The 24614-nt window shown below is 73.0% G+C and carries 25 protein-coding genes; 14 read left to right on the plus strand and 11 right to left on the minus strand.

The annotated features are described in order from the left end of the window. Nucleotides 1–38 precede the first annotated feature (38 nt). Both ACZ34W_RS21605 and mycP read left to right on the plus strand, forming a co-directional pair. Nucleotides 39–1496, plus strand: coding sequence for a WXG100 family type VII secretion target (locus ACZ34W_RS21605; RefSeq protein ID WP_465606260.1), 1458 nt, complete (start codon nt 39–41; stop codon nt 1494–1496). A gap of 89 nt (nt 1497–1585) precedes the next feature. After that, the gene (gene mycP, locus ACZ34W_RS21610; RefSeq protein ID WP_465606262.1) at nt 1586–2845 is read left to right on the plus strand and encodes a type VII secretion-associated serine protease mycosin; all 1260 of its coding nucleotides are present in this window, start codon (nt 1586–1588) and stop codon (nt 2843–2845) included. A gap of 24 nt (nt 2846–2869) precedes the next feature. On the opposite strand, the gene ACZ34W_RS21615 is transcribed toward mycP, so the two are convergent. After that, nucleotides 2870–3358: a GNAT family N-acetyltransferase gene (locus tag ACZ34W_RS21615; RefSeq protein WP_329487847.1), complete on the minus strand. Its 489-nt coding sequence runs from the start codon at nt 3356–3358 to the stop codon at nt 2870–2872. A gap of 196 nt (nt 3359–3554) precedes the next feature. On the opposite strand from ACZ34W_RS21615, the gene ACZ34W_RS21620 reads away from it, so the two are divergent. Continuing rightward, nucleotides 3555–4157 carry a DinB family protein gene (locus tag ACZ34W_RS21620; protein WP_465606264.1) on the plus strand — a complete coding sequence of 201 codons (603 nt, stop codon included), beginning with the start codon at nt 3555–3557 and terminating at the stop codon, nt 4155–4157. Between the two features lie 66 nt (nt 4158–4223). Here the strand turns inward: ACZ34W_RS21620 and ACZ34W_RS21625 are convergent, their stop codons facing one another. Further along, nucleotides 4224–4658, minus strand: a complete 435-nt coding sequence (locus tag ACZ34W_RS21625; RefSeq protein WP_329487845.1) for an RNA polymerase sigma factor — start codon at nt 4656–4658, stop codon at nt 4224–4226. A 791-nt stretch (nt 4659–5449) separates the two neighbouring features. After that, nucleotides 5450–5956: a hypothetical protein gene (locus ACZ34W_RS21630; RefSeq protein WP_465606266.1), complete on the minus strand. Its 507-nt coding sequence runs from the start codon at nt 5954–5956 to the stop codon at nt 5450–5452. A 255-nt stretch (nt 5957–6211) separates the two neighbouring features. Here ACZ34W_RS21630 and ACZ34W_RS21635 point away from each other — a divergent pair, with 255 nt between their 5' ends. Next, nucleotides 6212–7243, plus strand: coding sequence for a hypothetical protein (locus tag ACZ34W_RS21635; RefSeq protein WP_329487843.1), 1032 nt, complete (start codon nt 6212–6214; stop codon nt 7241–7243). A gap of 19 nt (nt 7244–7262) precedes the next feature. Here the strand turns inward: ACZ34W_RS21635 and ACZ34W_RS21640 are convergent, their stop codons facing one another. Together ACZ34W_RS21640 and ACZ34W_RS21645 are read right to left on the minus strand one after the other, a co-directional pair. After that, entirely contained in the window at nt 7263–7853 is a 591-nt protein-coding gene (locus tag ACZ34W_RS21640; RefSeq protein ID WP_329487842.1) for an isochorismatase family protein, read from the minus strand. Between the two features lie 159 nt (nt 7854–8012). Further along, the gene (locus tag ACZ34W_RS21645; protein ID WP_465606268.1) at nt 8013–9329 is read right to left on the minus strand and encodes a nicotinate phosphoribosyltransferase; all 1317 of its coding nucleotides are present in this window, start codon (nt 9327–9329) and stop codon (nt 8013–8015) included. Between the two features lie 153 nt (nt 9330–9482). Here ACZ34W_RS21645 and clpS point away from each other — a divergent pair, with 153 nt between their 5' ends. The 7 genes from clpS (at nt 9483) to ACZ34W_RS21680 (ending at nt 14264) form a co-directional block, all read left to right on the plus strand. Then, entirely contained in the window at nt 9483–9776 is a 294-nt protein-coding gene (clpS, locus tag ACZ34W_RS21650; RefSeq protein ID WP_329487840.1) for an ATP-dependent Clp protease adapter ClpS, read from the plus strand. A 59-nt stretch (nt 9777–9835) separates the two neighbouring features. Next, nucleotides 9836–10411, plus strand: coding sequence for a DUF2017 domain-containing protein (locus ACZ34W_RS21655; protein WP_329487839.1), 576 nt, complete (start codon nt 9836–9838; stop codon nt 10409–10411). Nucleotides 10412–10598: 187 nt separating this feature from the next. Continuing rightward, a complete protein-coding gene (locus ACZ34W_RS21660; protein WP_329487838.1) occupies nt 10599–12053 on the plus strand; it encodes an amino acid permease in 1455 nt (484 codons plus the stop codon). An 88-nt stretch (nt 12054–12141) separates the two neighbouring features. Then, nucleotides 12142–12573 carry a M67 family metallopeptidase gene (locus tag ACZ34W_RS21665; protein ID WP_329487837.1) on the plus strand — a complete coding sequence of 144 codons (432 nt, stop codon included), beginning with the start codon at nt 12142–12144 and terminating at the stop codon, nt 12571–12573. A 138-nt stretch (nt 12574–12711) separates the two neighbouring features. Next, nucleotides 12712–12831 (plus strand): putative leader peptide, encoded by a 120-nt coding sequence (locus ACZ34W_RS21670; RefSeq protein ID WP_327677307.1) that lies wholly within the window; start codon nt 12712–12714, stop codon nt 12829–12831. A gap of 104 nt (nt 12832–12935) precedes the next feature. Next, nucleotides 12936–13214, plus strand: coding sequence for a MoaD/ThiS family protein (locus ACZ34W_RS21675; RefSeq protein WP_030394231.1), 279 nt, complete (start codon nt 12936–12938; stop codon nt 13212–13214). Nucleotides 13215–13295: 81 nt separating this feature from the next. Next, nucleotides 13296–14264, plus strand: coding sequence for a PLP-dependent cysteine synthase family protein (locus ACZ34W_RS21680; RefSeq protein ID WP_329487836.1), 969 nt, complete (start codon nt 13296–13298; stop codon nt 14262–14264). A 51-nt stretch (nt 14265–14315) separates the two neighbouring features. On the opposite strand, the gene ACZ34W_RS21685 is transcribed toward ACZ34W_RS21680, so the two are convergent. Beyond that, complete coding sequence (locus ACZ34W_RS21685; RefSeq protein WP_329487834.1) at nt 14316–14768, minus strand: type II toxin-antitoxin system PemK/MazF family toxin; 453 nt, start codon at nt 14766–14768, stop codon at nt 14316–14318. Nucleotides 14769–14952: 184 nt separating this feature from the next. Between ACZ34W_RS21685 and ACZ34W_RS21690 the strand changes: the two genes are divergently transcribed. Both ACZ34W_RS21690 and ACZ34W_RS21695 read left to right on the plus strand, forming a co-directional pair. After that, the gene (locus ACZ34W_RS21690; protein ID WP_329487833.1) at nt 14953–15144 is read left to right on the plus strand and encodes a helix-turn-helix transcriptional regulator; all 192 of its coding nucleotides are present in this window, start codon (nt 14953–14955) and stop codon (nt 15142–15144) included. A 183-nt stretch (nt 15145–15327) separates the two neighbouring features. Then, entirely contained in the window at nt 15328–16074 is a 747-nt protein-coding gene (locus ACZ34W_RS21695; protein ID WP_329487832.1) for an MBL fold metallo-hydrolase, read from the plus strand. Between the two features lie 4 nt (nt 16075–16078). Here the strand turns inward: ACZ34W_RS21695 and ACZ34W_RS21700 are convergent, their stop codons facing one another. Beyond that, nucleotides 16079–16993 (minus strand): branched-chain amino acid transaminase, encoded by a 915-nt coding sequence (locus ACZ34W_RS21700; RefSeq protein WP_359804947.1) that lies wholly within the window; start codon nt 16991–16993, stop codon nt 16079–16081. Between the two features lie 173 nt (nt 16994–17166). On the opposite strand from ACZ34W_RS21700, the gene ACZ34W_RS21705 reads away from it, so the two are divergent. Then, nucleotides 17167–18246: a LuxR C-terminal-related transcriptional regulator gene (locus ACZ34W_RS21705; RefSeq protein WP_465606274.1), complete on the plus strand. Its 1080-nt coding sequence runs from the start codon at nt 17167–17169 to the stop codon at nt 18244–18246. Nucleotides 18247–18283: 37 nt separating this feature from the next. On the opposite strand, the gene ACZ34W_RS21710 is transcribed toward ACZ34W_RS21705, so the two are convergent. The 4 genes from ACZ34W_RS21710 to ACZ34W_RS21725 form a co-directional block, all read right to left on the minus strand. After that, entirely contained in the window at nt 18284–19564 is a 1281-nt protein-coding gene (locus ACZ34W_RS21710) for an LLM class flavin-dependent oxidoreductase (protein ID WP_465606276.1), read from the minus strand. Continuing rightward, the gene (locus ACZ34W_RS21715) at nt 19561–20655 is read right to left on the minus strand and encodes an LLM class flavin-dependent oxidoreductase (RefSeq protein ID WP_465606278.1); all 1095 of its coding nucleotides are present in this window, start codon (nt 20653–20655) and stop codon (nt 19561–19563) included. The genes ACZ34W_RS21710 and ACZ34W_RS21715 overlap by 4 nt, the downstream gene beginning before the upstream one ends. A 369-nt stretch (nt 20656–21024) precedes the next feature. Beyond that, on the minus strand, nt 21025–22302 hold the full coding sequence (locus tag ACZ34W_RS21720; protein ID WP_329487827.1) for a PTS transporter subunit EIIC: 1278 nt from the start codon (nt 22300–22302) through the stop codon (nt 21025–21027). 847 nt (nt 22303–23149) lie between these two features. Further along, nucleotides 23150–24439, minus strand: a complete 1290-nt coding sequence (locus ACZ34W_RS21725; RefSeq protein WP_352293185.1) for a PTS transporter subunit EIIC — start codon at nt 24437–24439, stop codon at nt 23150–23152. Between the last annotated feature and the right edge of the window lie 175 nt (nt 24440–24614).

Below are 24614 nucleotides of genomic sequence, written 5' to 3' on the forward strand. Positions count from 1 at the left end.
GACCGGGCACAGCCCCGCGGGAACGGAGGCGGCCACCGATGACGTACACCAACTTCAACGACTACAGCCACGCCGAACTCCGGAAGATGGCCCAGGCCCTCAACCCCGGAGAGGTGATGGCCGCCGGCGACCCCTGGCGCCGCGCCGCCGACACCCTCAAAGCCATCCGCGCGACCCTCACCCGGGCCAGCACCGAGGCCGCCGTCAGCTGGGAGGGCACCACCAGCGACGCCTTCCACACCCGCATGCTCAATCTCGCCGCCACCATCAACAACGCGGCCTCCTACGCCAACGACGCCGCCAACACCCTCAAGGCGATGTCCGAGGCCATCGCCAAGGCCAAGCACGACATGCCCGAGGAACCCAGCGGCTGGGACCAGGTCAAGGACGGCATCGGCGACACCGTCTCGTCCCTCTTCGGCGACGACGACGAGGACAGCAGAACGGCCATCGCCGAACAGCGCAAACTCGAAGCCGCCGCAGTGATGCAGACCCTCGCCATGCACTACCGCGTCGCCACCCCGATGCTGAAGCCACCACCGCCTTACCAGCCGCTCGGAAAGCTGGGCGACAATCGCGACATCGGTCCTCAAGACGATTCGAGCGGCTCGGCAGCGGTCGCCAGCGCGATGATGGCGGGTACCGGCCTCGGCGGTCCCACAATGACTCCGACCCAGGTCGGGGAGCAGCAGGCGCGGCCTCGGAGGACGTCCGAGCCGCCCCTGGTCAAGCGCCCCGTCTCGGCCGCTCCTCCCGCGCCCACCGATGCGGGGATCAAGGGCGGCACCGCGCAGACGCTTCCCAAGCCGCCCGGAACGACGAACTACGGCCCGGGAGTGGGTATCGATGCCGCGGTGGTGAACGCTCCCAACAACGCCACCAGCAACAACGTCGTGACAGCCGGAACACAGTCGTCCGGTGGCAATCCGGGTAGCGGGCCCGGAGGGCTTCCGAGGCCCACCGGGGCCGTCCCCGGAGGCGGGCCGTCCGTCGACCCGGGCGGGACGACCGCGGGTGCGAAGAGTGCCTCCGGAAGCGTCCAGGGCAAGGGCGCCGCCTTGGGTAAGGACCCGATGGGCCGGCCGAGCGTCGCTGAGAAGTCTGTGAACCGTAGCGGTCGAGCCGTCGGCGCCGGTGAGGTGTTCGGGAGCGGGACCGGGAGCGGAGCCGGTGGCCGTGGCGCAGGTGCGACCACGGGTGGCAGCAGGACACCGGGGCGCACCGGCGGTGTCATCGGTGAGGGCGGCCGTTCCAGCACCGGCGGGGGCGGTAGGTACGCATTCACCGAGGGAGGCTCGGGCCTGGGCGCCCGAGCCCGGGCGAAGGCCGACCTGGGGGTCGGAGGTACGAGCGGGGTGGCACCGGGAGTGCCGGTCGGCGAAGCCAGGCAGCGCAAGAAGAACGAGGAGAAGAGCTCCAAGCGCCCGGACTATCTGGTGGAGGACGAGGAGACCTGGGCGTCGGACAAATCGACCAATCCGAACGTGGTGGAATGAGCCTGTCCTCGGGGAGGACGGGTTGATCTGATCCGGTGCCCCGCAGATCGGTGATCTGCGGGGCACATCGCTGAGTGGAGTGACCAGATTTGACGAGCAACCGACTGGCGCGCAGTGCAGCGGCTATCGCCGCTGGGGGCTTGCTCTGGGCCACCTGCGCCACGCCGGCAGCGGCAGATCAGATCCGCGACAAGCAGTGGGCTCTGAAGACCTTCGAAGCCGAGAAGAAGGTCTGGCCCGTCAGCCAGGGCGAAGGCGTGATTGTCGGGCTGCTGGACAGTGGAGTCAGCCAGGAACACCAGGACTTGGCAGGGCAGGTCCTCCCCGGCGCCGACTTCTCCGGGGCGAACTCGGACGGGCGTGTCGACAGCGACGGCCATGGAACGTCGATGGCGAGTCTGATCGTGGGGCACGGGCACGGCGCTCAGGACGGAATCATGGGGCTGGCGCCCAAGGCGAAAGTCCTCCCCGTCAGACTGACGGCGAACGGCGAAGCGACAGGGCTTCAACAGAACAGCCTTGCGTCGGCCGTTCGGTTCGCGGTGGACCACGGCGCGAAGGTGGTCAATATGTCCATCGGCGGAGCGTCCCGATTCGACTCCGAGGTGCGCGAGGCCATCGGCTATGCCGCTTCCAAGGACGTCCTGCTGGTAGCCGCCGCCGGGAATACCGGAGGGGATCTGAAGGCAGTCTCGTACCCGGCCGCGTTTCCCGGAGTCGTCGCGGTCGGAGCCGTCGACGACGGAGGACGGGTCTGGGAGAGATCCACCTCGGGGCCCGAGGTCACCCTGGCCGCACCGGGGGTCGAGGTCTATCAGGCCACGGCCAAGTCCGCGTCGAGCTATGGCATCGGCAACGGCACCTCCGACGCCACCGCCTACGTCTCGGCCACCGCCGCGCTGATCAGGTCGAAGTATCCCGGGCTCTCGGCGGGGCAGGTCATCAATCGGATGATCAAGAGTGCGACGGCGCCGGGGGACGGGTCGGCGGTGCCGAACGCGCACTACGGGTACGGGATCGTCGATCCGGCCAAGGCGCTGGAGGCGAATCCCGCGGTGGACGGCGGGCCCAGGGCCAATCCGTTGCTCGGGCGGGCGGAGTCGCAGGGGGCTCCGCCGGATTCCGGGGCGGTGCCCGGCGACGGTGCCTCCGGGCCGCCGATGGCGGCGCCGGTGGCGGGGGCGGGCGGGAACGCGGGGGTCACGTACACGCTGCTCGGGGCCGGGGGGCTGCTGGTGCTGGTGGTCGCCGGGCTGGCGGCGCGGTTGGCGGCGCGGGCGCGGAAGCGGCGGCGGGCCGTCGCGGCGAGCCCCTATCCGTACCCGCCGCAGCAGCCGCCGCAGTGGTGAGCCGGGTGTGCGCGGGCGCCGTCCTCAGAGCCGGCGGTGCATGATGTGCAGGCCGACGTAGCCCTTCCGGGGGTGGTGGAAGGCTTCGGGGACGGTGGTGAGGATCTCGAAGCCCAGGGACTCCCAGAGGGCCACCGCACGGGTGTTGGTCTCCACGACGGCGTTGAACTGCATCGCCCGGTAGCCGTCGGCGCGGGCTTGGTCGAGGACGTGGGCGCCGAGGGCGCGGGCGACGCCCCGGCCGGAGTGGCGGGGGTCGACCATGAAGCCCGCATTGGCGACGTGGGCGCCGCCGCCGGCCTGGTTGGGGTGGCTCTCGGCGGTGCCCAGGACGGTGCCGTCCTCGTCGACGGCGACGAAGGTGCGGCCGGGGGCGGGTTTGCACCAGAGCGCGCGGGCCCGGTCCTCGGTGGTGTCGCGGTCCCAGCTGTAGGTCTCGCCGGCGGCGACGATCTCGCGGAGGAAGGCCCAGATGGCCGGCCAGTCGGCGGGGGTGGCTTCGCGGATGAGCATGGTGCCCAGCATGGACCCGGGCACCCCCGCCCGACCACGCGGGAGGCGTACGAGCGGGACGAGGCCGGGCGGAACGGCTGAGCCGGGCGGGACGGCTGAGCGGGACGGCGCGGCCGTGCGGCGCTGGCAGGATGTCGGCGGTCGGTGGCGGTCGGGCGGCTGGTGGCGGGCCGTTCCCCGCGGCCATCCTGGACGCATGACCAGCCCCGAGAACGCCCCCGCCCCGAAGGCTCCGGCCGCCGCCCCCGGAACCGTCGACACCCCCGACGCCGTCGTCCCGGACACCAAGGACTGGACCTGGGTGCTGGAGCGGGCCTGCCCGGACTGCGGCCTGGACTCCGGGGCCGTGGCCCGCGAGGCCGTCCCCGGGCTGATCCGGGCCAACGCGGACGCCTGGGTGGCGGTCCTGGCCGGCGACGGGGAGGCGCTGCGCCGGCGGCCCCGCCCGGAGACCTGGTCGGACCTGGAGTACGCCTGCCACGTGCGCGACGTCTTCCGGCTGTTCCACGTCCGGCTGAACCTCATGCTCGACCGGGAGGGCCCGGACTTCCCGAACTGGGACCAGGACGAGACGGCCGTCGCCGAACGCTACGGGGAGCAGCGGCCGGACGCCGTCGCGGCGGATCTGGCCGCGGCGGCGCGGATCCTGGCGGACGCCTTCGAGCGGGTCACGGACGGGCAGTGGCGGCGCACCGGCAACCGCAGCGACGGCGCGCGCTTCACGGTGGAGTCGTTCGCCCGCTACCTGGTCCACGACCCGGTCCACCACCTCTACGACGTGACGGGCGAGCGGGTCTGATCCACCGGTCGCGGGTCCGGGCGCCGGTACGCGGCGCGGCGGCCCGGCGCGAGGGCTCGGCCGGGGTCACCAGCCGGATGCCTCACGCAGCATGGTGCGGCGGAGTCGGCCGGCCACGCTGGCGGTGTCGGTGCCGATGACATCGGCGATCTCGGGTGCGGCGAGGCCGACCACGTAGTGCAGGATCGCCAGGTCGTCGTCGGCGGCCGGGTGGTCGGGTCCGGGCCGGCGGGTGTGGTCGCCGACCGTGCCGCGCAGGATCTGCCAGGCGTGCGCCGTGGGGTTGGAGCTGCCCAGCAACTCCCGCCAGTGGACGGCGATTTCAGCGAAGGCCTGTTGGACCGCGCCGTCCGCCTCGGTCTGGTCCGGCAGCCATACCCGGGCGTAGCTGAGGTACCGCGGTCGGTGCAGCTCGCAGAAGGCCGCGAACTCCAGCGGTACGGCAGGCGGTTCGTCGAGCCCCGGGGGAGGTTCGGCGGTGCTGTCATGACGGTTGGTCATCTCGGCTTCTCGGCAAGTGAGATGGGCTTCTGACGGTCGATCATCTGTGCTCACTCTACGGTAGGCGCTCGGTGCGCTGGGTGACCAATCGGATTGAATGCCCGGAACGCACCGCCGCTCGGCCGGTTCCGGCGGTGGCCGGATGCGGGCGGGCGGACGGCAAGGTGGCGCGGGGCCGGTGGTGGAGTGGGGCGCAGTGGTGCGGCAGGCGCGGATCTGAGTGCGTCGTGGCCGGTCAGCGGGGTGGGGCGACGGAATCGCGGGGCGGTTGATGAGCCACCGTAGGCGGTTCGGCGGCTCACGTCCACGCCATCGGCGTGAAGCCGCACGCGCGCAACCGGTCGCGCGCGTGGCGGGCCTGGGCAGGTGTTCGGACGGTCCCCGGGGCGGGTCGGCGAAGGGGTGGTGCGCTCGCGCCGCCGGGGGGCGGTGCCGGGTGGGAGCCGGCCGGCCGGGGAGGGGTCACGTGGGGCCGGATGGGGCCTGACGGAGTCCCCGGTGCAGCCCTGTGGGGCCGTGCGTGCTGGGCGGGGCCGTGCGGTGCCGGGCGGCGCTGTGCGGAGACGGTGGGGACGGGTGGACCGGGGCCGGGAGCGGGTCGAAGCGGTGCGGTCGGTGCTGCGGCGTCCAGAGCGGCCCCCCGAGCGGTCCGTCGGGCGGTGCCGCCCGGTCGGTGCGGTCGAGGCGGCGGGGCGGGCGGTCCGGCCCCCTCCGGCCGCCCTGTCCGTGTCGGTGGCGCTCCGGCGCCCGGTGCGCGGGCGCGTGACGCGGGTCGCTCGTCCGAGCGAACGTCAGCCGGTGCGCCCGGCCTCCGAAGTGGTGATCCGGCCGTCCGCCGCGGCGGCCCGTCCGAGCTGGGCGGGAAACGCCTCGACGGCCCGCCGCCGGGCCAGTTCGGCCGCCGCCGCAGCGGCTCCGGCGGCGCTCGCGGCCGGGTCCGGCCCGGTGGCGTCGTCGGTCCGTCGTTCGCGGCCGACCGCGGTGCGGGCGGCCTGGTCCTCGGCCGCCTGTCTCGCGGCCAGGTAGGCCTGGACGGCGGCCATCCCGTAGACGGGCTGGATCAGCTGGTGGCCCTTGAAGAAGGGCCTGGCCGGGGCGAATCCGGCGGCGACCACCAGGTCGCGGATCTCGGCTATCTCCGCCTCGCTGCGGGCGGTGAAGCGAACCTCCCAGCCCTTTTTGTACGTATGGCCCTGTTCGCCGCTGCGGCGGGCCGGGTCCGGCCGGCGGACGTATCCGGGCAGGCGGCCAAGGCGGAGCTGGGCCGCGCGGAGGCCGGCGGTCTCGTCACGTGACATGCACCAAGAGTAGGCAATCCGGGGAGTGGGAGTGACGTCCGGACGCGCTTCATCGTATGCCCTTGGTCACGCACGGTCAGACACCCTGGTGGTCGATCGGCATCGATCAATGATGACAAGTATATGAACGCCTATTACGCCGAATGAGTGAGGGTATGAGGACTTTAGTGCGGGCTGGTCCCGGTTTCGCGACGGTTGGGTAACAGTGCGTCAGGTGGCCGATGGTCGGTGCGGGCGGTTGGGGATGGTGTCGGCATGAGCTACCGGATCCCCTCGCCGCCGCCCTCCCTGGAGGAACTGGCGAAGCGTCAGCAGAACGTCATCACCGCCAGCCAGCTGCGCGCCCGGGGCGTGCCGGCCCGGGTGGTCACCGAGCACTGCCGCCGCGGCGGCCCCTGGCAGCGGCTGCTGCCCAGGGTCTACCTCCTGCAGTCCGCCGAGCCGACCCCGGAGCAGCGGATGTGGGCGGCCCTGCTCTACGCCGCGCAGAACGGGCGCGAGGAGGGCCGCCGGGAGGGCGCCGTGATCACCGGGACGGCCGCGCTGGCGCTCTACGGCTTCGCCGCCGTGCCCCGGCTGCCCGCCGTCACCGGGGTGGACGTCCTGGTGCCCCGCCAGCGCCGCCTGAAGGACGCCGGCGGGGTGCGGATCCGGCGCACCGAGCGGGAGCTGGTCGCCAGCTCGGTGCACGGTCTGGCCTGCGCGCCGGTCGCCCGGGCGGTCGCCGACGCGCTGCGCGAGTGGACGGCGGACGGCGCCGCGCCGGAGTTCGGCGAGGGCGTCGCGCTGCCGGTCCGCGCGGTGCTGCGGGAGGCCGTGGCGCGCCCCGGCATCCGGTGCACCGTCCGGGAGTTGGTCGCCGAGCTGACCGAGTCCGGGCTGGCCGCCGACCTGCGGGTGCGGGCCGCGCTGGACGAACTGCTGGCCGCCGAGCGGGAGGCGGTGCTGGAGCGGGTCGGCGCCCTGCTGGACGAGTGGCTGCTGCCCGCCCCGCTGACCGGTCCCGAGCTGCGGATGCGCGGCGGCACCTACATCGCCGTCCCGGACCTCTACTGGCCGCGGTCGGGGGTGGCGGTGGAGGTCGACTCCGAGCTGCGCTGCGTCAGCGAGGGGGAGGCCGCCTGGGTGCGCGCCGGCCAGCACCGGATGGAGTACCTCGGGGTCCGGGTGGTCTACCTCTCCGGTGCGCGGCTGGCCGATGAGCCGGAGGCCGTCGGCGCCGAGCTGCGCGAGGCCTTCCGGCAGGGCGGCACCGACGTGGTGGAGCTGCTGGTCACCGAGCGGTGAGCCGGCGCCGCTCCGGGGCTCAGCCCCGAACCGTCGGCGTCCCGACCAGTTCGACGCCGGCCGCCCGCAGCTCCTCCAGCGCGGCGGCGGTGGTCCGCGGCGACACGCCGGCCGTGAGGTCGAGCAGGATCCGGGTCGCGAAGCCCGCCCGGACGGCGTCCAGCGCGGTGGCCTTGACGCAGTGGTCGGTGGCGAGCCCGACCACGTCGACCTCGCTGACCTGACGCTCGCGCAGCCACTCGATCGGGCCGCGGTTGTTCTCGTCGACGCCCTCGAATCCGCTGTACGCCGCCGCGTAGGCGCCCTTGTCGAAGACCGCCTCGATCGCGCCGGAGGTGACGGAGGGCGCGAAGTTGGGGTGGAAGCCGACGCCCTCGGTGCCCGCCACGCAGTGCACCGGCCAGCTGTTGACGTAGTCCGGGTGGTCGGAGAAGTGGTCGCCCGGATCGATGTGGTTGTCGCGGGTCGCGAGGACGTGCTGGTAGCCGGCGGGGGACTCGGCGATCAGGTCGGTGATCGCGGCGGCCACCTCGGCCCCGCCGGCGACGGCCAGGCTGCCGCCCTCGCAGAAGTCGTTCTGCACGTCGACGACGATCAGTGCCCGGTGCATGGCTTGCATCCTCGGTGGTGTGGTGGGGGCGGTGCGCTGGTTCTCCGCGCTTCCGGTTGAACTCTACGGTCGACTGTAGGCAGTGGCACCCGGTGGCGGAAGGCCCGGGGAGCGCCCGGGCCCTCCGCCGCCGGCCGTGCGGCCCGCGCCGACCGGCGGTCAGACGATCAGTTCGGTCGGCAGCACCGGGTCGCCCTTGGACAGCTGGGTCGCCGACAGCGGCAGCCCGGCCAGGGCCCGGACGAGCCGCTCGCGCGCCGCGCCGAGCGGCTCCCGCCCGACCACCTCGCCGGCCCGCACCAGCGGTACCTGAAGGAGGTGCGGCTCCAGCTCGGCCGGGATCGGCCCGGTGCCGACCACCTCGGCCTCGGCGACGCCGTCCTGGTCGGGGCGGCGGGCCGCCCACTTGCGGCCGCCGACACTGCTCTTGGCGCCCGCCGAGCGCTTGGCGACCGGCAGCAGCGGTCCGTCCGGCACCTGGGCGCGGGCGACCAGCTTGTAGACCATCGCGCAGGTCGGGTGGCCGCTGCCGGTGACCAGGCTGGTGCCGACGCCGTAGCCGTCGACCGGGGCGGCGGCCAGCGCGGCGATCGCGTACTCGTCCAGGTCGGAGGTGACGATGATCCGGGTCTTCTCGGCGCCGAGCTCGTCCAGCTGACGGCGGACCCGGTGGGCCAGCAGGGTGAGGTCGCCGGAGTCGATCCGCACCGCGCCGAGCTCGGGGCCGGCCACCTCGACGGCGGTGCGCACGGCCTCGCGCAGGTCGAAGGTGTCGACCAGCAGGGTGGTGCCCCGGCCCATCGAGGCGATCTGTGCCCGGAACGCGTCCCGCTCGTCGTCGTGCACCAGGGTGAAGGCGTGCGCGGCGGTGCCGGTGGTCGGGATGTCGTAGGTGAAGCCGGCCTCCAGGTCGGAGGTGGCCGCGAAGCCGGCCACGTACGCGGCGCGGGCGGCGGCCACGGCGGCCTGCTCGTGGGCGCGCCGGGCGCCCATCTCGATGCACGGGCGGCCGCCGGCGGCGGCGGTCATCCGGGCGGCGGCGGCCGCGATCGCCGAGTCGTGGTTGAGGATCGAGAGGATCACCGTCTCCAGGATCACCGCCTCGGCGAAGCTGCCCTCGACGGTGAGCAGCGGCGAACCGGGGAAGTAGACCTCGCCCTCCGGGTAGCCGTGGATGTCGCCGGTGAACCGGTAGTCGGCCAGGAAGCGCAGGGTGTCCTCCTCGACCACGCCCTGGCCGGCCAGCCAGTCGAGCTGCGCGCTGGTGAAGCGGAAGTTCTCGACGGCGTCGAGCACCCGCCCGGTGCCGGCCATCACGCCGTAGCGGCGGCCGGCCGGCAGGCGGCGGGTGAACACCTCGAAGACGGAGCGGCGGTGCGCGGCTCCGCTGCGCAGGGCGGCCTGCAACATGGTGAGCTCGTAGCGGTCGGTGAGGAGCGCGGTCGAACCGGCCGCGCGCACTGAAGTGGCGTCCATGGGGATGATGCTACTACCACTTAGCGTCAGATTGACGATTTCTCGTCGGGGGTGTTCGCGGACCCCGGGTCGGAATCGCCCGGAGGTTCCCCGGATGGCAGCATGGGGGCTGAAGGGGTATGTGCGGGAAGAACCGGCGAGGAGGACCCAGCGGTGAGTGTCGCGCCCGTGGAGATCGAGCGCCCGGAGGTCGAAGGCCTGCCGGTGGCGGAGCCGGACACGCCCTGGGTGACCATCGTGCACAACGACCCGGTCAACCTGATGAGCTACGTCCAGTACGTGTTCCAGGCCTACTTCGGCTACCCGAAGGACAAGGCCCGGAAGCTGATGATGGAGGTGCACAGCAAGGGCCGGGCGGTGGTCTCCAGCGGATCCCGCGAGGAGATGGAGCGCGACGTGCAGGCGATGCACGGCTACGGGCTGTGGGCCACGCTGCAGCACGACTGACCCGCGGACCGCGTCCCCGCACCCCACCGAAGACGACGAAGACGGGCTGACCGATACAGATGGCTGGGTTGTTCGAGAGTGCCGGCGGCGGGAGCGCGGCGATCGCGCTGGACGAGCTGGAGGCCTCCATCCTGCGCTCGCTGGAGGTGCAGATGCTGGAGCTGATCGGACCGGGCCCGGGTGGGGACTCCGACGACCCGCTCGCCGCGCTGTTCGCGGACGGGCCGACCGAGGCCCCCGCCGACCCGGCGCTGGCCCGGCTCTTCCCCGACGCCTACGGCGACCCGGAGAAGCCGGACGACGCCGAGGCCAGGGAAGCCGCCCGGGAGTTCCGCCGCTACACCGAGCTGGACCTGCGGGCCCGCAAGCGCGAGGACGCGCTGCAGGTGGTCCGCGCGCTGGACGGTCTCGGTGGCGAGGGCGGCGTGCTCAAGCTGGCCGCCGCCGACTGCCTGCGCTGGCTGGGCGCGCTCAACGACCTGCGGCTCACCCTGGGGGTGCGGCTGGAGGTCGAGGAGGAGGACGAGCAGGGCCTGTACGACCTGCCGGACAGCGACGAGCGCAAGCCGCTGGTGATGGCCTACCTGTGGCTGGGGGCGCTGCAGGAGTCGCTGCTGGAGGCGATCGCGGACTGATCCCGCCCCGCTGCCGGGCCGCCGTGACCCCCCGTCCGCATGCTGGACGGGGGGTAACGGCTTTTCCGCTCAAAACGGGCGGAATCATATGACGACATGCTCAAATGTCGCTCAGATGAACACCGCTATCCGGAACCTGCGTGGTACGACTGCTCCACCCCACGAGACCCACCCAGGACGGTGCACCATGGCCGAACAGATCTACGACGAGGTCGTCGACTCCAAACCGGACGAGGAGGGCTACGAGCGGGGTCTGGGCAGTCGCCAGATCCAGATGATCGCCATCGGCGGCGCCATCGGCACCGGGCTCTTCCTCGGCGCCGGCACCGCGATCTCCAAGTCCGGACCGAGCCTGATCCTCTCCTACGCCGTGGCCGGCGTGGTGATCTTCGTGATCATGCGGGCCCTCGGCGAGCTGCTCACCTACCGCCCGGTCGCCGGCAGCTTCGCCGAGTACGCCCGGGAGTTCCTCGGCCCCTTCGCGGGCTTCGTGACCGGCTGGACGTACTGGCTGTTCTGGGTGGTCACCGGCATGGCCGAGACCACCGCCGCCGCCGTCTACGTGAAGTTCTGGGCGCCCGGCATCCCGCAGTGGCTCAGCGCGCTCACCTTCCTGGTCATCCTCTACGGGGCCAACCTGATCTCGGTGAAGCTGTTCGGCGAGATCGAGTTCTGGTTCTCGATGGTCAAGGTCACCGCCATCATCGGCATGATCCTGATCGGCATCGGCGTGCTGACCCTCGGCTTCAGCGACGCCGGTGACACCGCGTCGATCACCCACCTCTGGGACAACGGCGGCTTCTTCCCCAAGGGGATCGGCGCCACCGTGATGACCCTGCAGATCGTCATGTTCGCCTACCTCGGCGTCGAGCTGGTCGGCGTCACCGCCGGTGAGAGCGAGAACCCGCAGAAGACCCTGCCGCGCGCCATCAACACGCTGCCCTGGCGGATCGCGCTCTTCTACATCGGCGCCCTGGTGATCATCCTGTCGCTGGTGCCGTGGACCGAATTCCAGCCCGGCGTCAGCCCGTTCGTCGCCGCCTTCGGCAAGATCGGCATCCCCGCCGCGGCCGGCATCATCAACTTCGTGGTGCTCACCGCGGCGCTCTCCTCCTGCAACTCCGGCATGTACTCCACCGGCCGGATGCTGCGCGACCTCGCCCTGCGCGGCCAGGCCCCCGGCCGGCTCACCAAGCTCAACTCCCACCGCAGCCCCGCCGTCGCGATCACCCTCTCCTCGCTGCTGATGGGCGCCGGCGTGGTGCTCAACTACCTCGTCCCGGCCAAGGCGTTCGAGTACATCACCTCGGTGGCCACCGTCTGCGGCCTCTGGACCTGGGCGGTCATCCTGGTCTCCCAGATCCGCTACCGGAAGGCCTGGAAGGGCGGCCACCTGCCGCCCCCCGGCTTCAAGGCGCCCGGCGGCCTCTGGAGCAGCTGGGCCGCCCTCGGCTTCCTCGCCCTGGTGATCGTCCTGATCGCCCTCGACAAGGACAACCGCATCTCGCTGTACGTCTTCCCCGGCTGGGCCGTCCTGCTCGTGGTCGGCTACCAGGTGCTCAAGCGCCGCCGCCCGCAGGCCGTCCACGCCGTCGCCCACGACCACCTGCACGCCCGCAACGGCAACGGCGGCGGCCACTGAGCCGCCCGCCGTCCGCCTCCCGGACCGGCGCCGACCACGCCCCGGACGCTCCGGCGGACACCCGCCGGGGCGTGGCTATCCTGACCGCATGCTGACCATCACCCGAGAACTGCGCGACGCCATCGTCGCCCACGCCCGCGCCGACCACCCGGACGAGGCCTGTGGCGTGGTCGCCGGACCGGCCGGCAGCGGACGGCCCGAGCGGTTCGTCCCGATGCTCAACGCCGCCCGGTCGCCCACCTTCTACGAGTTCGACTCGGGCGACCTGCTGAAGCTCTACCGCGAGATGGACGACCGGGACGAGGAGCCCGTGATCGTCTACCACTCGCACACCGCCACGGAGGCCTACCCCTCGCGCACCGACGTGAGCTACGCCTCCGAGCCGTTCGCCCACTACGTCCTGGTCTCCACCGCCGACGGCAACGGCCCGGACGACCCGTACCAGTTCCGATCGTTCCGCATCGTGGACGGCGCGATCACGGAGGAAGACGTCCAGGTCGTCGAGGCCTACCAGCCCTGACCGGCACCCCCCTGGGCGCGGCCCGCCGACCGTCCGAGCGACGGCGGCGGGCCCTGCCGTCTCAGCCACAGAAACGGAAACATCCGGATTCCGAGACGGGCATGTCGGAGCGAGCCCGGGAATCTATACGATGAGCCCATGCGTTCCGTCGATGTGAGCACTCAGGCCCCGGGCACCCGCCTCGTGGCGCGCCTGCACGTCGACCTGTGCCGGCTCGCCAGCGCGATCTGTCCCGGCACGCCGGCGCGCTCGCGCTGAGCCGCCCGCCCCAGGCCCGCCGCACGCCCTGCGCACCGGGCCGGACCCGACCTGCCGCGCCCGCTGCGGCCTACCCACCTCACGACTCGCACAGGAGCGCACCCATGGCCATCGAGGTCCGCATCCCGACCATCCTCCGCACCTACACCGACGGCGCCAAGGCCGTCGAGGGCACCGGCAGCAACCTCGGGGAACTCTTCCAGGACCTCGACGCCCGCCACCCGGGCATCGCCGCCCGCCTGCTGGACGGCGGCGAGCTGCGCCGCTTCGTCAACGTCTACCTCAACGACGAGGACGTCCGCTTCCTGGAGGGCATCTCCACCGCCCTCGCCGACGGAGACAGCGTCACCATCCTGCCCGCCGTGGCCGGCGGCGCCCGCTGACCTCCGGTCCTCCCGCCCGCCGGCCGCGCGGGCGGGAGGACCGCCGCACCCGACCCTCACCGCCGTTGCCGGAGGCACCCCTTGCGTTACGACAGCCCGCTCGAAGCCGTCGGCAACACCCCGCTGGTCCGCCTGCCCCGACTCTCCGCCGCCGTCCCCGGCAACACCGACGGCCTGGTGACCCTCTGGGCCAAGCTGGAGGACCGCAACCCCACCGGCTCCATCAAGGACCGCCCCGCGCTGCACATGATCGAGCGCGCCGAGGCCGCCGGGCTGCTCACCCCCGGGTGCACCATCCTGGAGCCCACCAGCGGCAACACCGGCATCTCGCTCGCCATGGCCGCCAAGCTCAAGGGCTACCGGATGGTCTGCGTGATGCCGGAGAACACCAGCGAGGAGCGCCGCGAGCTGCTGCGCATGTGGGGCGCGGAGATCATCCCCTCACCGGCCGCCGGCGGCTCCAACACCGCGGTGCGTATCGCCAAGGAGATCGCCGCCGAGCATCCCGACTGGGTCATGCTCTACCAGTACGGCAACCCCGACAACGCCGGCGCCCACTACGCCACCACCGGCCCCGAGATCCTCGCGGACCTGCCCTCCGTCACCCACTTCGTGGCCGGCCTGGGCACCACCGGCACCCTGATGGGCGTCGGACGGTTCCTGCGCGAGAAGGTGCCCGGGGTGCGGATCGTCGCCGCCGAGCCCCGCTACGACGACCTGGTCTACGGCCTGCGCAACCTCGACGAGGGCTTCGTCCCCGAGCTGTACGACGCCGAGGTGCTCACCACCCGCTTCTCGGTCGGCTCCGCCGACGCCGTCCGCCGCACCCGTGAACTCCTCCAGCAGGAGGGCATCTTCGCGGGCGTCTCCACCGGCGCCATCCTGCACGCCGCGATCGGCGTCGGCCGCAAGGCCGCCACCGCCGCGGAGCGCGCCGACATCGTCTTCGTCGTCGCGGACGGCGGCTGGAAGTACCTCTCCACCGGCATCTACACCGCCGAGTCGACCGAGGCCGCGGTCGAGGCCCTGCAGGGCCAGCTCTGGGCCTGACGGAGGCTCCGGGCCCGTCCCTGCGGCCCGGCCCGGCCCGGCCGGACGCCCCTAGCCCGAGACCGCCTGCCGGGCCCGGGCCCAGATCCGCCCGTCGACCACACCGGCCCGGCGGCGGAAGGCCGAGAGCGGCACCTCGCGCAGCTCGTCGGTCTCCAGCCAGCTGGTCCGCCCCTGGCGGTCGCCCACCGAGCCGGGCGGCAGCGCCAGCACGCCCGGCCGCTCCGCGTGGTGCTTGCTGGTGATCTTCGCGACGGTCGCGGTCCGGCCGCCGACCCGCAGCACCAGGCAGGGGCGGTCCTTCGCCCCCGGGCCGTCCTCGAACGGCACCTCCGCCCACCAGATCTCCTGCGGCGCCGGGCCCGGGCGCCCCTTCGCCGGGCGCGGCCGCGGCGCCGGCCGGGTCGGCGCGGGCCCGCCGCGGGCCCGCCGGACCAGTACCGACACGACAACGGCCAGCAGCGCGGCACCCGCCACGGCCAGCAGCACCCAGAAGCCAGTCATGCGCCAGACCGTACCCGGCACCCGGCCGGCCCCACCACCACGACGGCTGTGACAGTCGGGCATTTGTCCGTTCCCTGCTCCCGGTTCGTCACGGAATGACCACGGAGTCCGTTGTGCGCAGGATGCCGCTCCCGGGGCCCGGAAAGCTGATCACGCACGTCCCCCCTGCACCCCGAGGTGACCCGTGAGCCGCAGCACCGACCTGTGGTCGTACGCCGAGATCGCCCGCCACATCAACGTCCAGCCGGAGACCGTCCGCAACTACCGCCGGCACGGCCTGCTCCCCGACCCCGATGCCGTCGACGGCAACGGACACCCCCGCTGGCACCCCGACACGATCAAGGCCTGGGCCCGCCGGCGCCCCGGCCACCGCTGAACCACCGCACCGAGCCGCCCCCGGCGTTCTGGTGATTCCAGCCACAGCCCGGCACGGAGACGGGGGCAAAGTGCCCCTCCGCCCTTACTCTCGACACGCGAACGCAGTGCTACCCGCCGGTTCACCGGCCGGTACTGCCATTGACCAGCAGCAGCCGAAACGTGTCGGGGCGGAGGGGCTCGGATGAAACTGACCGTGGTGGGGTGCTCGGGGAGCTTCCCGTCCGCCGACTCGCCGTGCTCCAGCTACCTCGTGGAGGCCGACGGCTACCGCGTCGTGCTCGACCTCGGCAACGGCGCGCTCGGCGCCCTGCAGAAGTACGTCAGCCTCTACGAGGTCGACGCCGTCCTGCTCAGCCACCTGCACGCCGACCACTGCGTCGACCTCTGCGCCTACTGGGTCGCCCGCAACTACCGGGCCGAGGGCTGCCCCGACCCGCTGCCCGTCTACGGCCCCGCCGGCACCGCCGAGCGGATGGCCCGCGCCTACGACATGCCCGAGAACCCCGGCATGAAGGGGGTCTTCGACTTCCGGACCCTCACCCCCGGCGCCTTCGACCTCGGCCCGTTCCGGATCGAGGTCGCCCAGGTCAACCACCCCGTCGACGCGTTCGCCTTCCGACTCGAACACGCCGGCCGCACCCTCGTCTACTCCGGCGACACCGGCGAGAGCGCCGCCCTCGTCGAACTCGCCCGCGACAGCGACCTCTTCCTCTGCGAAGCCGCCTACATCGACGGCCGCGACACCTACCGGGCCGTCCACCTCAACGGCCGCGAGGCCGGCGAACACGCCACCGCCGCCCGCGCCCGCCGGCTCGTCCTCACCCACATCCCGCCGTGGACCGACGCCGAACACAACCGCCGGGACGCCGCCGCCGCCTTCGCCGGACCGGTCGACGTCGCGAGAGCCGGCGCCGTCTACGACCTCTGAACGCTCACCCCACCGGCGTCAGCCAGCGCCGGTAGCGCGGGTCCTCGCCGGAGACCGCCGCCTCGTACGCCTCGCGCAGCCGCTCCGTGACCGGGCCGGGGGAGGACGGCAGCTCGCGGTCGTCCAGTGACCGCACCGGCACCACCCCGGCCGCCGTCCCGCACAGGAACACCTCGTCCGCCGCGTAAAGGTCCGAGCGCAGCAGACCCTCCACCCGCACCGGCACCCCCAGACCGGCGGCCAGCTCCAGCACCGTGTCCTGGGTGATCCCCTCCAAGGCGCCCGCGCTCGACGGCGGCGTCCGCAGCACCCCGTCACGCACCAGGAACACGTTCTCGCCGGTGCACTCGCTCACCGAACCGTCCGACCCCAGCAGCAGCGCCTCGTCGTACCCCGCGTCGCTCGCCTCCCGGCGGGCCAGCACCGAGTTCAGGTACGGCCCGGTCGCCTTCGCCGCAGGCGGCACCGCGTTCGGGTCGTTCCGCCGCCAACTGCTCGTCTTCACCCTGATCCCACCACCGCCGTCCGGCAGTTGGGACTGCCACTGCCAACTCGCGATCGCCGTGGTGGTGGGCGAGAAGCGCATGTCCAGGCCCATCGAGCCGTACCCCAGGAACGCGAAGTGCCGCAGATAGCACGACCGGTGGCCGTTCGCCCGGACCAGCTCCACCGTCGCCTTGGTCAAATCCTCCACACTGTAGGGGAGTTCCATTCGCAGCATCCGCGCACTGCGGTCCAGCCGGCGCAGGTGCTCGGGCAGCCGGAACACCGCCGGACCGTCCGCCGTCTCGAACACCCGGGTGCCCTCCAACACCCCCGTGCCGTAGTGCAGGCCGTGCGTCAGCACATGCGTCCGCGCCTGCTGCCAGGGCACCAGCGCGCCGTCCATCCAGATCGTCGAAGCCTCGGGAAGAGCCATGGCCCCATCCTGGCCGCCGCCGGACCGCGGCCGGGCCCTCCCGGCGCTGCCGCAACCGGACATGACCGGGAGCGGAACCGGCCCGCCGCCCCGCCCCTCGGAGACCCCGGCCCGCCGTCTCGGTCCTCGGGAAACCCCGGCCCGCCCGCGCCCGGCCTCACTACGCTGCGCCGATGGAGCGCATGGAGAGTGCGGCGCGGGCCGACCACCCCGCCGGCGGCCCCGACCGAGACGCCACCCGGCTCTACGCCCGGCTGCTCGCCGAACCCGGCCGCCCGGCCGCCGACCTCGGCCTCGGCTGGGACGAGCCCCGCCTGGCCGCCGCCACCGCCGAACTCCGCGCCCTCGGCCTGCTCCAGCCCACCGCGGCCGCCGGGGCGGACGGCACCGGCACGGCCGGACACGCCGCCGTCTCCGTCGACACCGCCGTCCGCCAACTGCTGCTCGACGCGGACACCCAGGTCACCGCCCTCGTCGAGGCCCTGGGCCGGGCCCGCGACTCCGTCGACCGGCTGCACACCGGCTACCTGCCGGTCCAGCACCGCCGGCCCGGCGGCGCCGCCCTCGAACTCGTCCGCGGCGCCGACCGGATCGCCGCCCTGCTGGAGGACGCGGCCCGCGGCGCCCGCACCCGGGCCCTCTCCCTCCGGCCCGGCCAGGACCTCTCCGGCCCCGCCCTGGCGGGCAAGTTGGCCCGCGAACGCCTCGCCCTCGACCGCGGCGCCGCCCTGCGCTCCGTCTACCCGGCCGCCGCGCTGCGCCGGCCCGCCGTGCTCGCGCACGTCCGGGAGCTGACCGGGGCCGGGGCGCGGATCAGGGTCGCGCACTCGCTGCCGCTCCGGCTGATCGTGGTCGACGCCCGGCTGGCGGTCCTGCCCGCGCCGGGCGACCTGTCGGACGAGGTGTCCGAGGACGGGCCGGACGCGGCTGCTCCCCGGGTCCGGGGCCGTGCGGAGGCCGCCGTGGTGGTCCGCGAGCCGGCCCTGGTCGCCCTGGTCGCGGAGCTGTTCGAGTACTTCTGGTCGGCGGCCTCGGCCCCGCCGGAACTGCATCCGGGGGCGGCGGGGAGGACGGACCGTCATGACGTGGTGCTGCGGCTGCTCGCGGCCGGGCTGACGGATGCCGCGATCGCCCGGAAGCTGGAGGTCTCCGAGCGGACGGTGCGCCGGCTGGTCGCCGAGCTGACCGCCGACCTGGGCGCGGAGAGCCGCTTCCAGGCCGGCGTCCACGCGGCCCGCCTCGGCCGGATCTGAGGCCGTTCCGGGCGGGGCGCCCGCTCGTCCGAGGCGCTCAGCGCCGCCCGGGGACGGGCAGGCCGAGGTGGTCGCGCAGGGTCGTCCCGGTGTACTCGGTGCGGAACACCCCGCGTTCCTGGAGCAGCGGCACCACCTGGTCCACGAAGTCGTCCAGGCCGCCCGGCGTGAGGTGCGGGACGAGGATGAAGCCGTCCGCCGCGTCGTTCTGCACATAGGCGTCGAGCTGCTCGGCGACCGCCGCCGGGGTGCCGATGAAGGACTGCCGTCCGGTCACCTCGATCACCAGCTCGCGGCTGCTGAGCCGCTTCTCGGCGGCGACCGCGCGCCACCGGGCGGCGATCTCCAGCGGGTCCCCGATCCTGGTCCGGCCCTGGACGACGGTGCTGTCGACCACCGGGTCGGCGGTGGGCAGCGGGCCGTCCGGGTCGTGGTCGGACAGGTCGATGCCCCAGACCTGCTCCAGGTAGGCGATGGCGGTCCGCGGTCCGACCTGGGCGCGGCGGATCTCGGCGGCCCGCTCGGTCGCCTCCTCGTCGGTGTCGCCCAGGACGTAGGTGACCCCGGGCATGATCTTCAGCTCGTCCGGCTTGCGCCCGTACGCGGCCAGCCGGCGCTTGACGTCGGTGTGGAAGGCCTGGCCGGCGGTGAGGGTCGAGTGCCGGCTGAAGATGATGTCGGCGGTGGCGGCGGCGAACTCCCGGCCCTCGTCGGAGTCCCCGGCCTGGATCACCACCGGGTGGCCCTGCGGCGGGCGCGGCAGCGACAGCCGGCCCTCGACGTCGAACTGCGGGCCGCTGTGCCGGACCTGCCCGCCGTCCCAGAACTCCCGTGCCAGCTGGACGAACTCGGCGGCCCGGGTGTACCGGTCGGCGCGGTCGAGGAAGCCGCCGCGGCGGAAGTTCTCGCCGGTGAAGGCGTCCGAGGAGGTGACCACGTTCCAGGCCGCCCGGCCGCCGGAGAGGTGGTCGAGCGACGCGAACCGGCGGGCCAGCTCGTACGGCTCGTTGAAGGTCGCGTTGACGGTGGCGGCCAGTCCGAGGTGGGTGGTGACGGCGGCCAGCGCGCCGAGCACGGTGATCGACTCGGGCCGGCCGACCACGTCCAGGTCGTGGATCAGGCCGTTGACCTCGCGCAGCCGCAGGCCCTCGGCGAGGAAGAAGAAGTCGAACCGGCCGCGCTCGGCGGTCTCCGCGAGGTGGCGGAAGGAGGCGAACTCGATCTGGCTGCGGGACGCCGGGTCGGTCCAGACCGTGGTGTTGTTGACGCCCGGGAAGTGCGCGGCGAGGTGGATCTGCTTCAGCGGTCGGTCCGTCATCGGGTCACCTCGGCGTGGGCGGCGGCGGTCGCCGTGGGAGCGGCGGGAGCGGGAGTGGCGGGGGCGTACCGGTTGGCCGGGCGGGCCAGGCCGAGGTGGTCGCGCAGGGTGGTGCCGGTGTAGCCGGTGCGGAACAGGCCGCGCTCGCGCAGGGCCGGGACGACGTGGTCGGCCACCGCGGCGAGGTCCCGGGCCGGGTCGGCGGGAACGAGGTGGAAGCCGTCGACGCCGCCGCCGCCCTCGGTGACCTCCTCGATCAGCGCGCTGATCGAGGCGCCGTCGGGGAGGTCCGCGGTGAGCCGGGCGAGGATCCGCAGGCCCTCGCCCGCCCGCAGCCGCAGTTCGGTGGCGGCGGTCAGCCGGGCCGCCGGGCCGGGGGCGTCCAGCAGGACGACGTCCGCGTACCGGGCGGCCGTCTCCACCCGGGCCCGGCTGCCGGCGGGGGCGCCCGGGGCGAGGTCGGCGGCGGAGACCGGGACGGCGATCACCGGTCGGCCCTGGGGCGGGCGAGGGGTGATGGAGGGGCCGCGGACCGAGAAGTGCGGGCCCGCGAAGTCGATGTAGTGCAGCTTGCCCCGGTCGATGAACCGGCCGGTGGCCACGTCGCGGATCTCCGCGTCGTCCTCCCAGCTGTCCCAGAGCCGCGCGGCGACCTCGGCGGCGTCGGCCGCCTCCGCCCAGAGCTCGTCGGCCGGGGCGACGCCCTTGCGCCCGAAGGCCCGGGCCTGCGCCTCGGTGTCGGAGATCCCGATCAGCCAGCCGGCCCGGCCCTCGCTCACCCAGTCCAGGGTGTTGACCGATATCGAGGTGTGGAACGGCTCGGTGTGCGTGGTGGTGACGGTCGGGACCAGGCCCAGCCCCCGGGTCAGCGGCGCGAGCCGGGCGAAGGCGGCGAGGGCGTCGAGCCGGTGCGGCTCGGGTGCGTAGGAGTCGTCGAGGGTGACGAAGTCGAGCGCGGCGCGCTCGGCGTGGCGGGCGAGGGCGGTGAAGTGCCCGGCGTCGAAGCGGCCGGGGCTGTCGACGGCGGCGGACAGGTGCAACTGGCGCGGCATGGCGTGGCCTTGACTTTCCTCGTGCGTGCGCTGCTTCATCTTCGTTTCGCGCACGGGACGCAGCTGGGTACGTGGCGGTGGCCCGGGTACGGGCCGACACGAGAGGCGGGGAAGCGGGGGCCGGGGCGCGGCGGGAGGTCAGCCGGGCGGCGGCGGGGGGAACGGACGGGTCAGGCGCAACACGCGGCCGACCACACACGACCGAAGTCGATGTGGCAGCGGCTGACCAGGATGCGCGGCGCGTTCACCGCCTCAGTTGACCAGCGCGGTCGCCGGTTCGTCAACCGTCGTCCCACCGGTCGGGCGGTGGCCGCGGGCCGGGCCGGGACGCGCGACGGCCCCGCCCCGCCGCTCGGGGGAGCGAGCGGCGGGGCGGGGCCGTGGGGTGGTGCGGGTCGTTCCTCGGCGTCAGGCCTTGGTGACGTCCTCGATCTCCTCGTCGTCCTCGCGACCGGGGGTCTTGAGGTTGAACTTGACGATCGCGAAGCGGAACAGGAAGTAGTACAGCGCTCCGAACACGAGACCCAGCGGGATGATCATCCACGGGTCGGTGGCCTTGTTCCACGCCAGCAGGTAGTCGATCAGACCACCGGAGAAGGTGAAGCCGTCGTGCACGCCGAGCGCCCAGGTGACGGCCATCGAGACGGCGGTCAGCAGCGCGTGGATCACGTACAGGACCGGGGCGATGAAGACGAAGGAGAACTCGATCGGCTCGGTGACACCGGTCACGAAGGAGGTCAGCGCCAGCGAGAGCATCATGCCGGTGACGGCCTTGCGGCGGTGCGGCTTGGCGGTGTGGGCGATGGCGAACGCGGCGGCCGGCAGGGCGAACATCATGATCGGGAAGAAGCCCGACATGAACTGTCCGGCGGTCGGGTCACCGGCGAAGAAGCGGGTCAGGTCGCCGTGCACGACGGTGCCGTCGGGCTTGGTGAAGTCACCGGTCTGGAACCAGGCGTAGGAGTTCACGAACTGGTGCATGCCGACCGGCAGCAGACCGCGGTTGACCAGGCCGAACGCACCGGCGCCGAACGCGCCGGCACCGATCAGGGAGTCGTTCAGGCTCTTGATGGCGTCGCCGATCGGGCCCCAGGTCAGGGCGAAGACCACACCGACGGCGGTGCCGACGAAGGCCATGATGATCGGGACCAGGCGGCGGCCGTTGAAGAAGCCGAGCCAGTCGACCAGCCGGGTGCGGTGGTACTTCTGCCACAGCACGGCCGAGAGGAGACCGATCACGATGCCGCCGAGCACGCCCGGGTTCTGGTACGTGGCGGCCGCGTCCTTGCCGGGCAGGACCTGGGCCTCGGTGACCGGGAACGCGGTCAGCACGTTCTTGTACACCAGGAAGCCGACGAGGGCCGCGAGCGCGGTGGAGCCGTCGGCCTTCTTGGCGAAGCCGATCGCGATGCCCACCGCGAACAGCAGCGGCAGGTTGTCGAAGACGGCGCCACCGGCGGTGTTGAACACCGCGGCGACCTTGTCCCAGCCGAGGCCGTCCTTGCCGAACACGTCGTCCTGGCCGAGCCGCAGCAGCAGACCGGCGGCGGGGAGAACGGCGATGGGCAGCTGGAGGCTGCGGCCGATCTTCTGCAGACCCTGCAGCAGGTTCTGGCCGAACTTCTTGGTGGGGCTTGGCGTGGCCGGAGCCGCGGCGGGCGCCGGTGCCTGCGCAGACTGACTCATGGGGGTGGGTTCCTAACGGCAGGGCGGGTCGGTCGGGGGGTAGGTGCACAGAGGGGCCGAACCGCGAACTGGTCTACACCACACGTGGTGTAGACCAGTTTTGTAGCACGGGTGGAGAAGGGGGGGAAGCCCTGAAAGCGGTGCTGGTGAGAAGCGCTATGAAATCGAAACCTACTTGCGGATCGACGATCATGATTACCCGCCGTGATTGGGATTTTGGCTATTTGCGCAACAAAAAGGCCGGGGCAACCCCCGGCGGGCCCGGCGCCCCCGGACGGACGGCCGGGAGGGCGGCGGCAGCCGGCGGGCGCGGGCGGCCGGACGCTCCCGCCGGGCGCCGCCCGCCGCCGGGCCGGGGGCGCCGCGGGTGCCGGACGGCCGGGGTGCGGCCGGTGCCGGGCTCGCGGCGAGGGGCCGGTGCGATGTGCCGGACCCCCCTGAACCCGCCGCGGCTATTCGCCGCCGCATTGCGACCGGACTCGGCGGCCGCCCTCGCCGGCTCGGAGAAACCAAAGGCGAAGCCGGTGGGCGAGTACGGTGACGCATTGCCGCGCGGTGCGCCGCGCGGCGGCGGTGATCTTCCCCCCACCCGGGGCGCCGGCTTCGCCGGCGACCGCCCGTCCGGCCGCCGCCGGGGCGCCGAGGCCCTGTCCCGGCCGGGCCCCGGGCCGTCGGGCGCCGGGTGCCGGCCCGGCGCCCCGTCGGCGGCGGGGCCGGTCGCCGAATTTCCCGGACCGGTCCGGGAATGGTTTTCCGGCCGGGACCATCGTCCTTTCACGAATATGCCGAAGGCCCTCGGGCCAAGGGTCCGAGGGCCTATTCCGGCGGGCGTCCGGTGACGCTCGGTTTATGCCTTGGTCACGTCCTCGACCTCGTCGTCGTCCTCGCGTCCGGGTGTTTTCATGTTGAATTTCACGATGATGAACCGGAAGAGCGCGTAGTACACGACGGCGAAGCAGAGCCCGATCGGGATGATCAGCCAGGGCTTGGTGGCCAGGCTCCAGTTGATCGCGTAGTCGATCAGGCCGGCCGAGAAGCTGAACCCGTCGTGCACCCCGAGCGCCCAGGTGATCGCCATCGAGGCGCCGGTCAGCAGCGCGTGCACCGCGTACAGCGCGGGCGCGACATAGGCGAAGGAGTACTCGATCGGTTCGGTGACGCCGGTCACGAAGGACGTCAGGCCGACCGAGAGCATCAGCCCGTAGATCTCCTTGCGGCGGTGCGGCTTGGCCGCGTGCGCCATCGCCAGCGCCGCCGCCGGCAGGGCGAACATCATGATCGGGAAGAAACCGGAGGTGAACTGGCCCGCCGTCGGGTCACCGGCCAGGAAGCGCGGGATGTCGCCGTGCACGACCATGCCGTCGGGCTTGGTGAAGTCGCCGAACTGGAACCAGACGAAGGTGTTCAGCAACTGGTGCATGCCGATCAGCAGCAGTACGCGGTTGGCCACGCCGAAGATGCCGGCGCCGCCCGCGTCCAGGTCGGCCAGCCACTGGCTCACGTCGTTGAAGGCGCGGCCGATCGGCGGCCAGGCCCAGACCGCCAGCACCGCCAGCAGCATGCCGACCACGGCGGTGATCATCGGGACGAGCCGGCGGCCGTTGAAGAAGCCGAGCCAGTCGACCAGCCGGGTGCGGTGGTAGCGCACCCAGAGCCACGCCGACAGCAGGCCGATCAGGATGCCGCCCAGGACGCCCGGGTTCTGGTAGGTCGCGGCGGCCGACTTGGCCGAGGTGAAGTCCACGCACTGGTTGCCGACCAGGACGGTCGGCAGCTTGCAGTCCTCCGGGAAGGCGTGCAGCACGGCGTAGAAGACCAGGAAGCCCACCACGGCCGCCAGCGCCGTGGAGCCGTCCGCCTTCTTGGCCATGCCGATCGCGACCCCGATGCAGAACAGCAGCGGCAGGCCGAGCGAGGAGTCCAGCAGAGCGCCGCCGGCCGCCGCGAACACCTTGGCGACGTCGTCCCAGCCGAGGCCGTCCTTCCCGAACACGTCGGGCTGTCCGAGCCGGTTGAGGATGCCCGCCGCCGGCAGCACGGCGACCGGCAGCTGGAGCGAGCGGCCCATCTTCTGGAGTCCGCCGTAGAAGGTGTGCCACCACGTGGTCCGCGGGGCTGTGGCGCCTGCCGAACTCATCCTTCGCCCTCCGAGAGCAGTTGCCGAGCGCTGGCCCCCTGGGGGACCCTCGGACGGGGCTCAGGAACACCCGGGGCGCTTCCTGCGTTCATCGGAGTACACATATATTGGTGTAGACCACTTTGGGAGGCAGGCCGCGCGCACCGGGGCAGAGGCCCCGCTGATCGTCATCCTC

The sequence above is a fragment of the Kitasatospora sp. NPDC022856 genome (assembly GCF_055561235.1).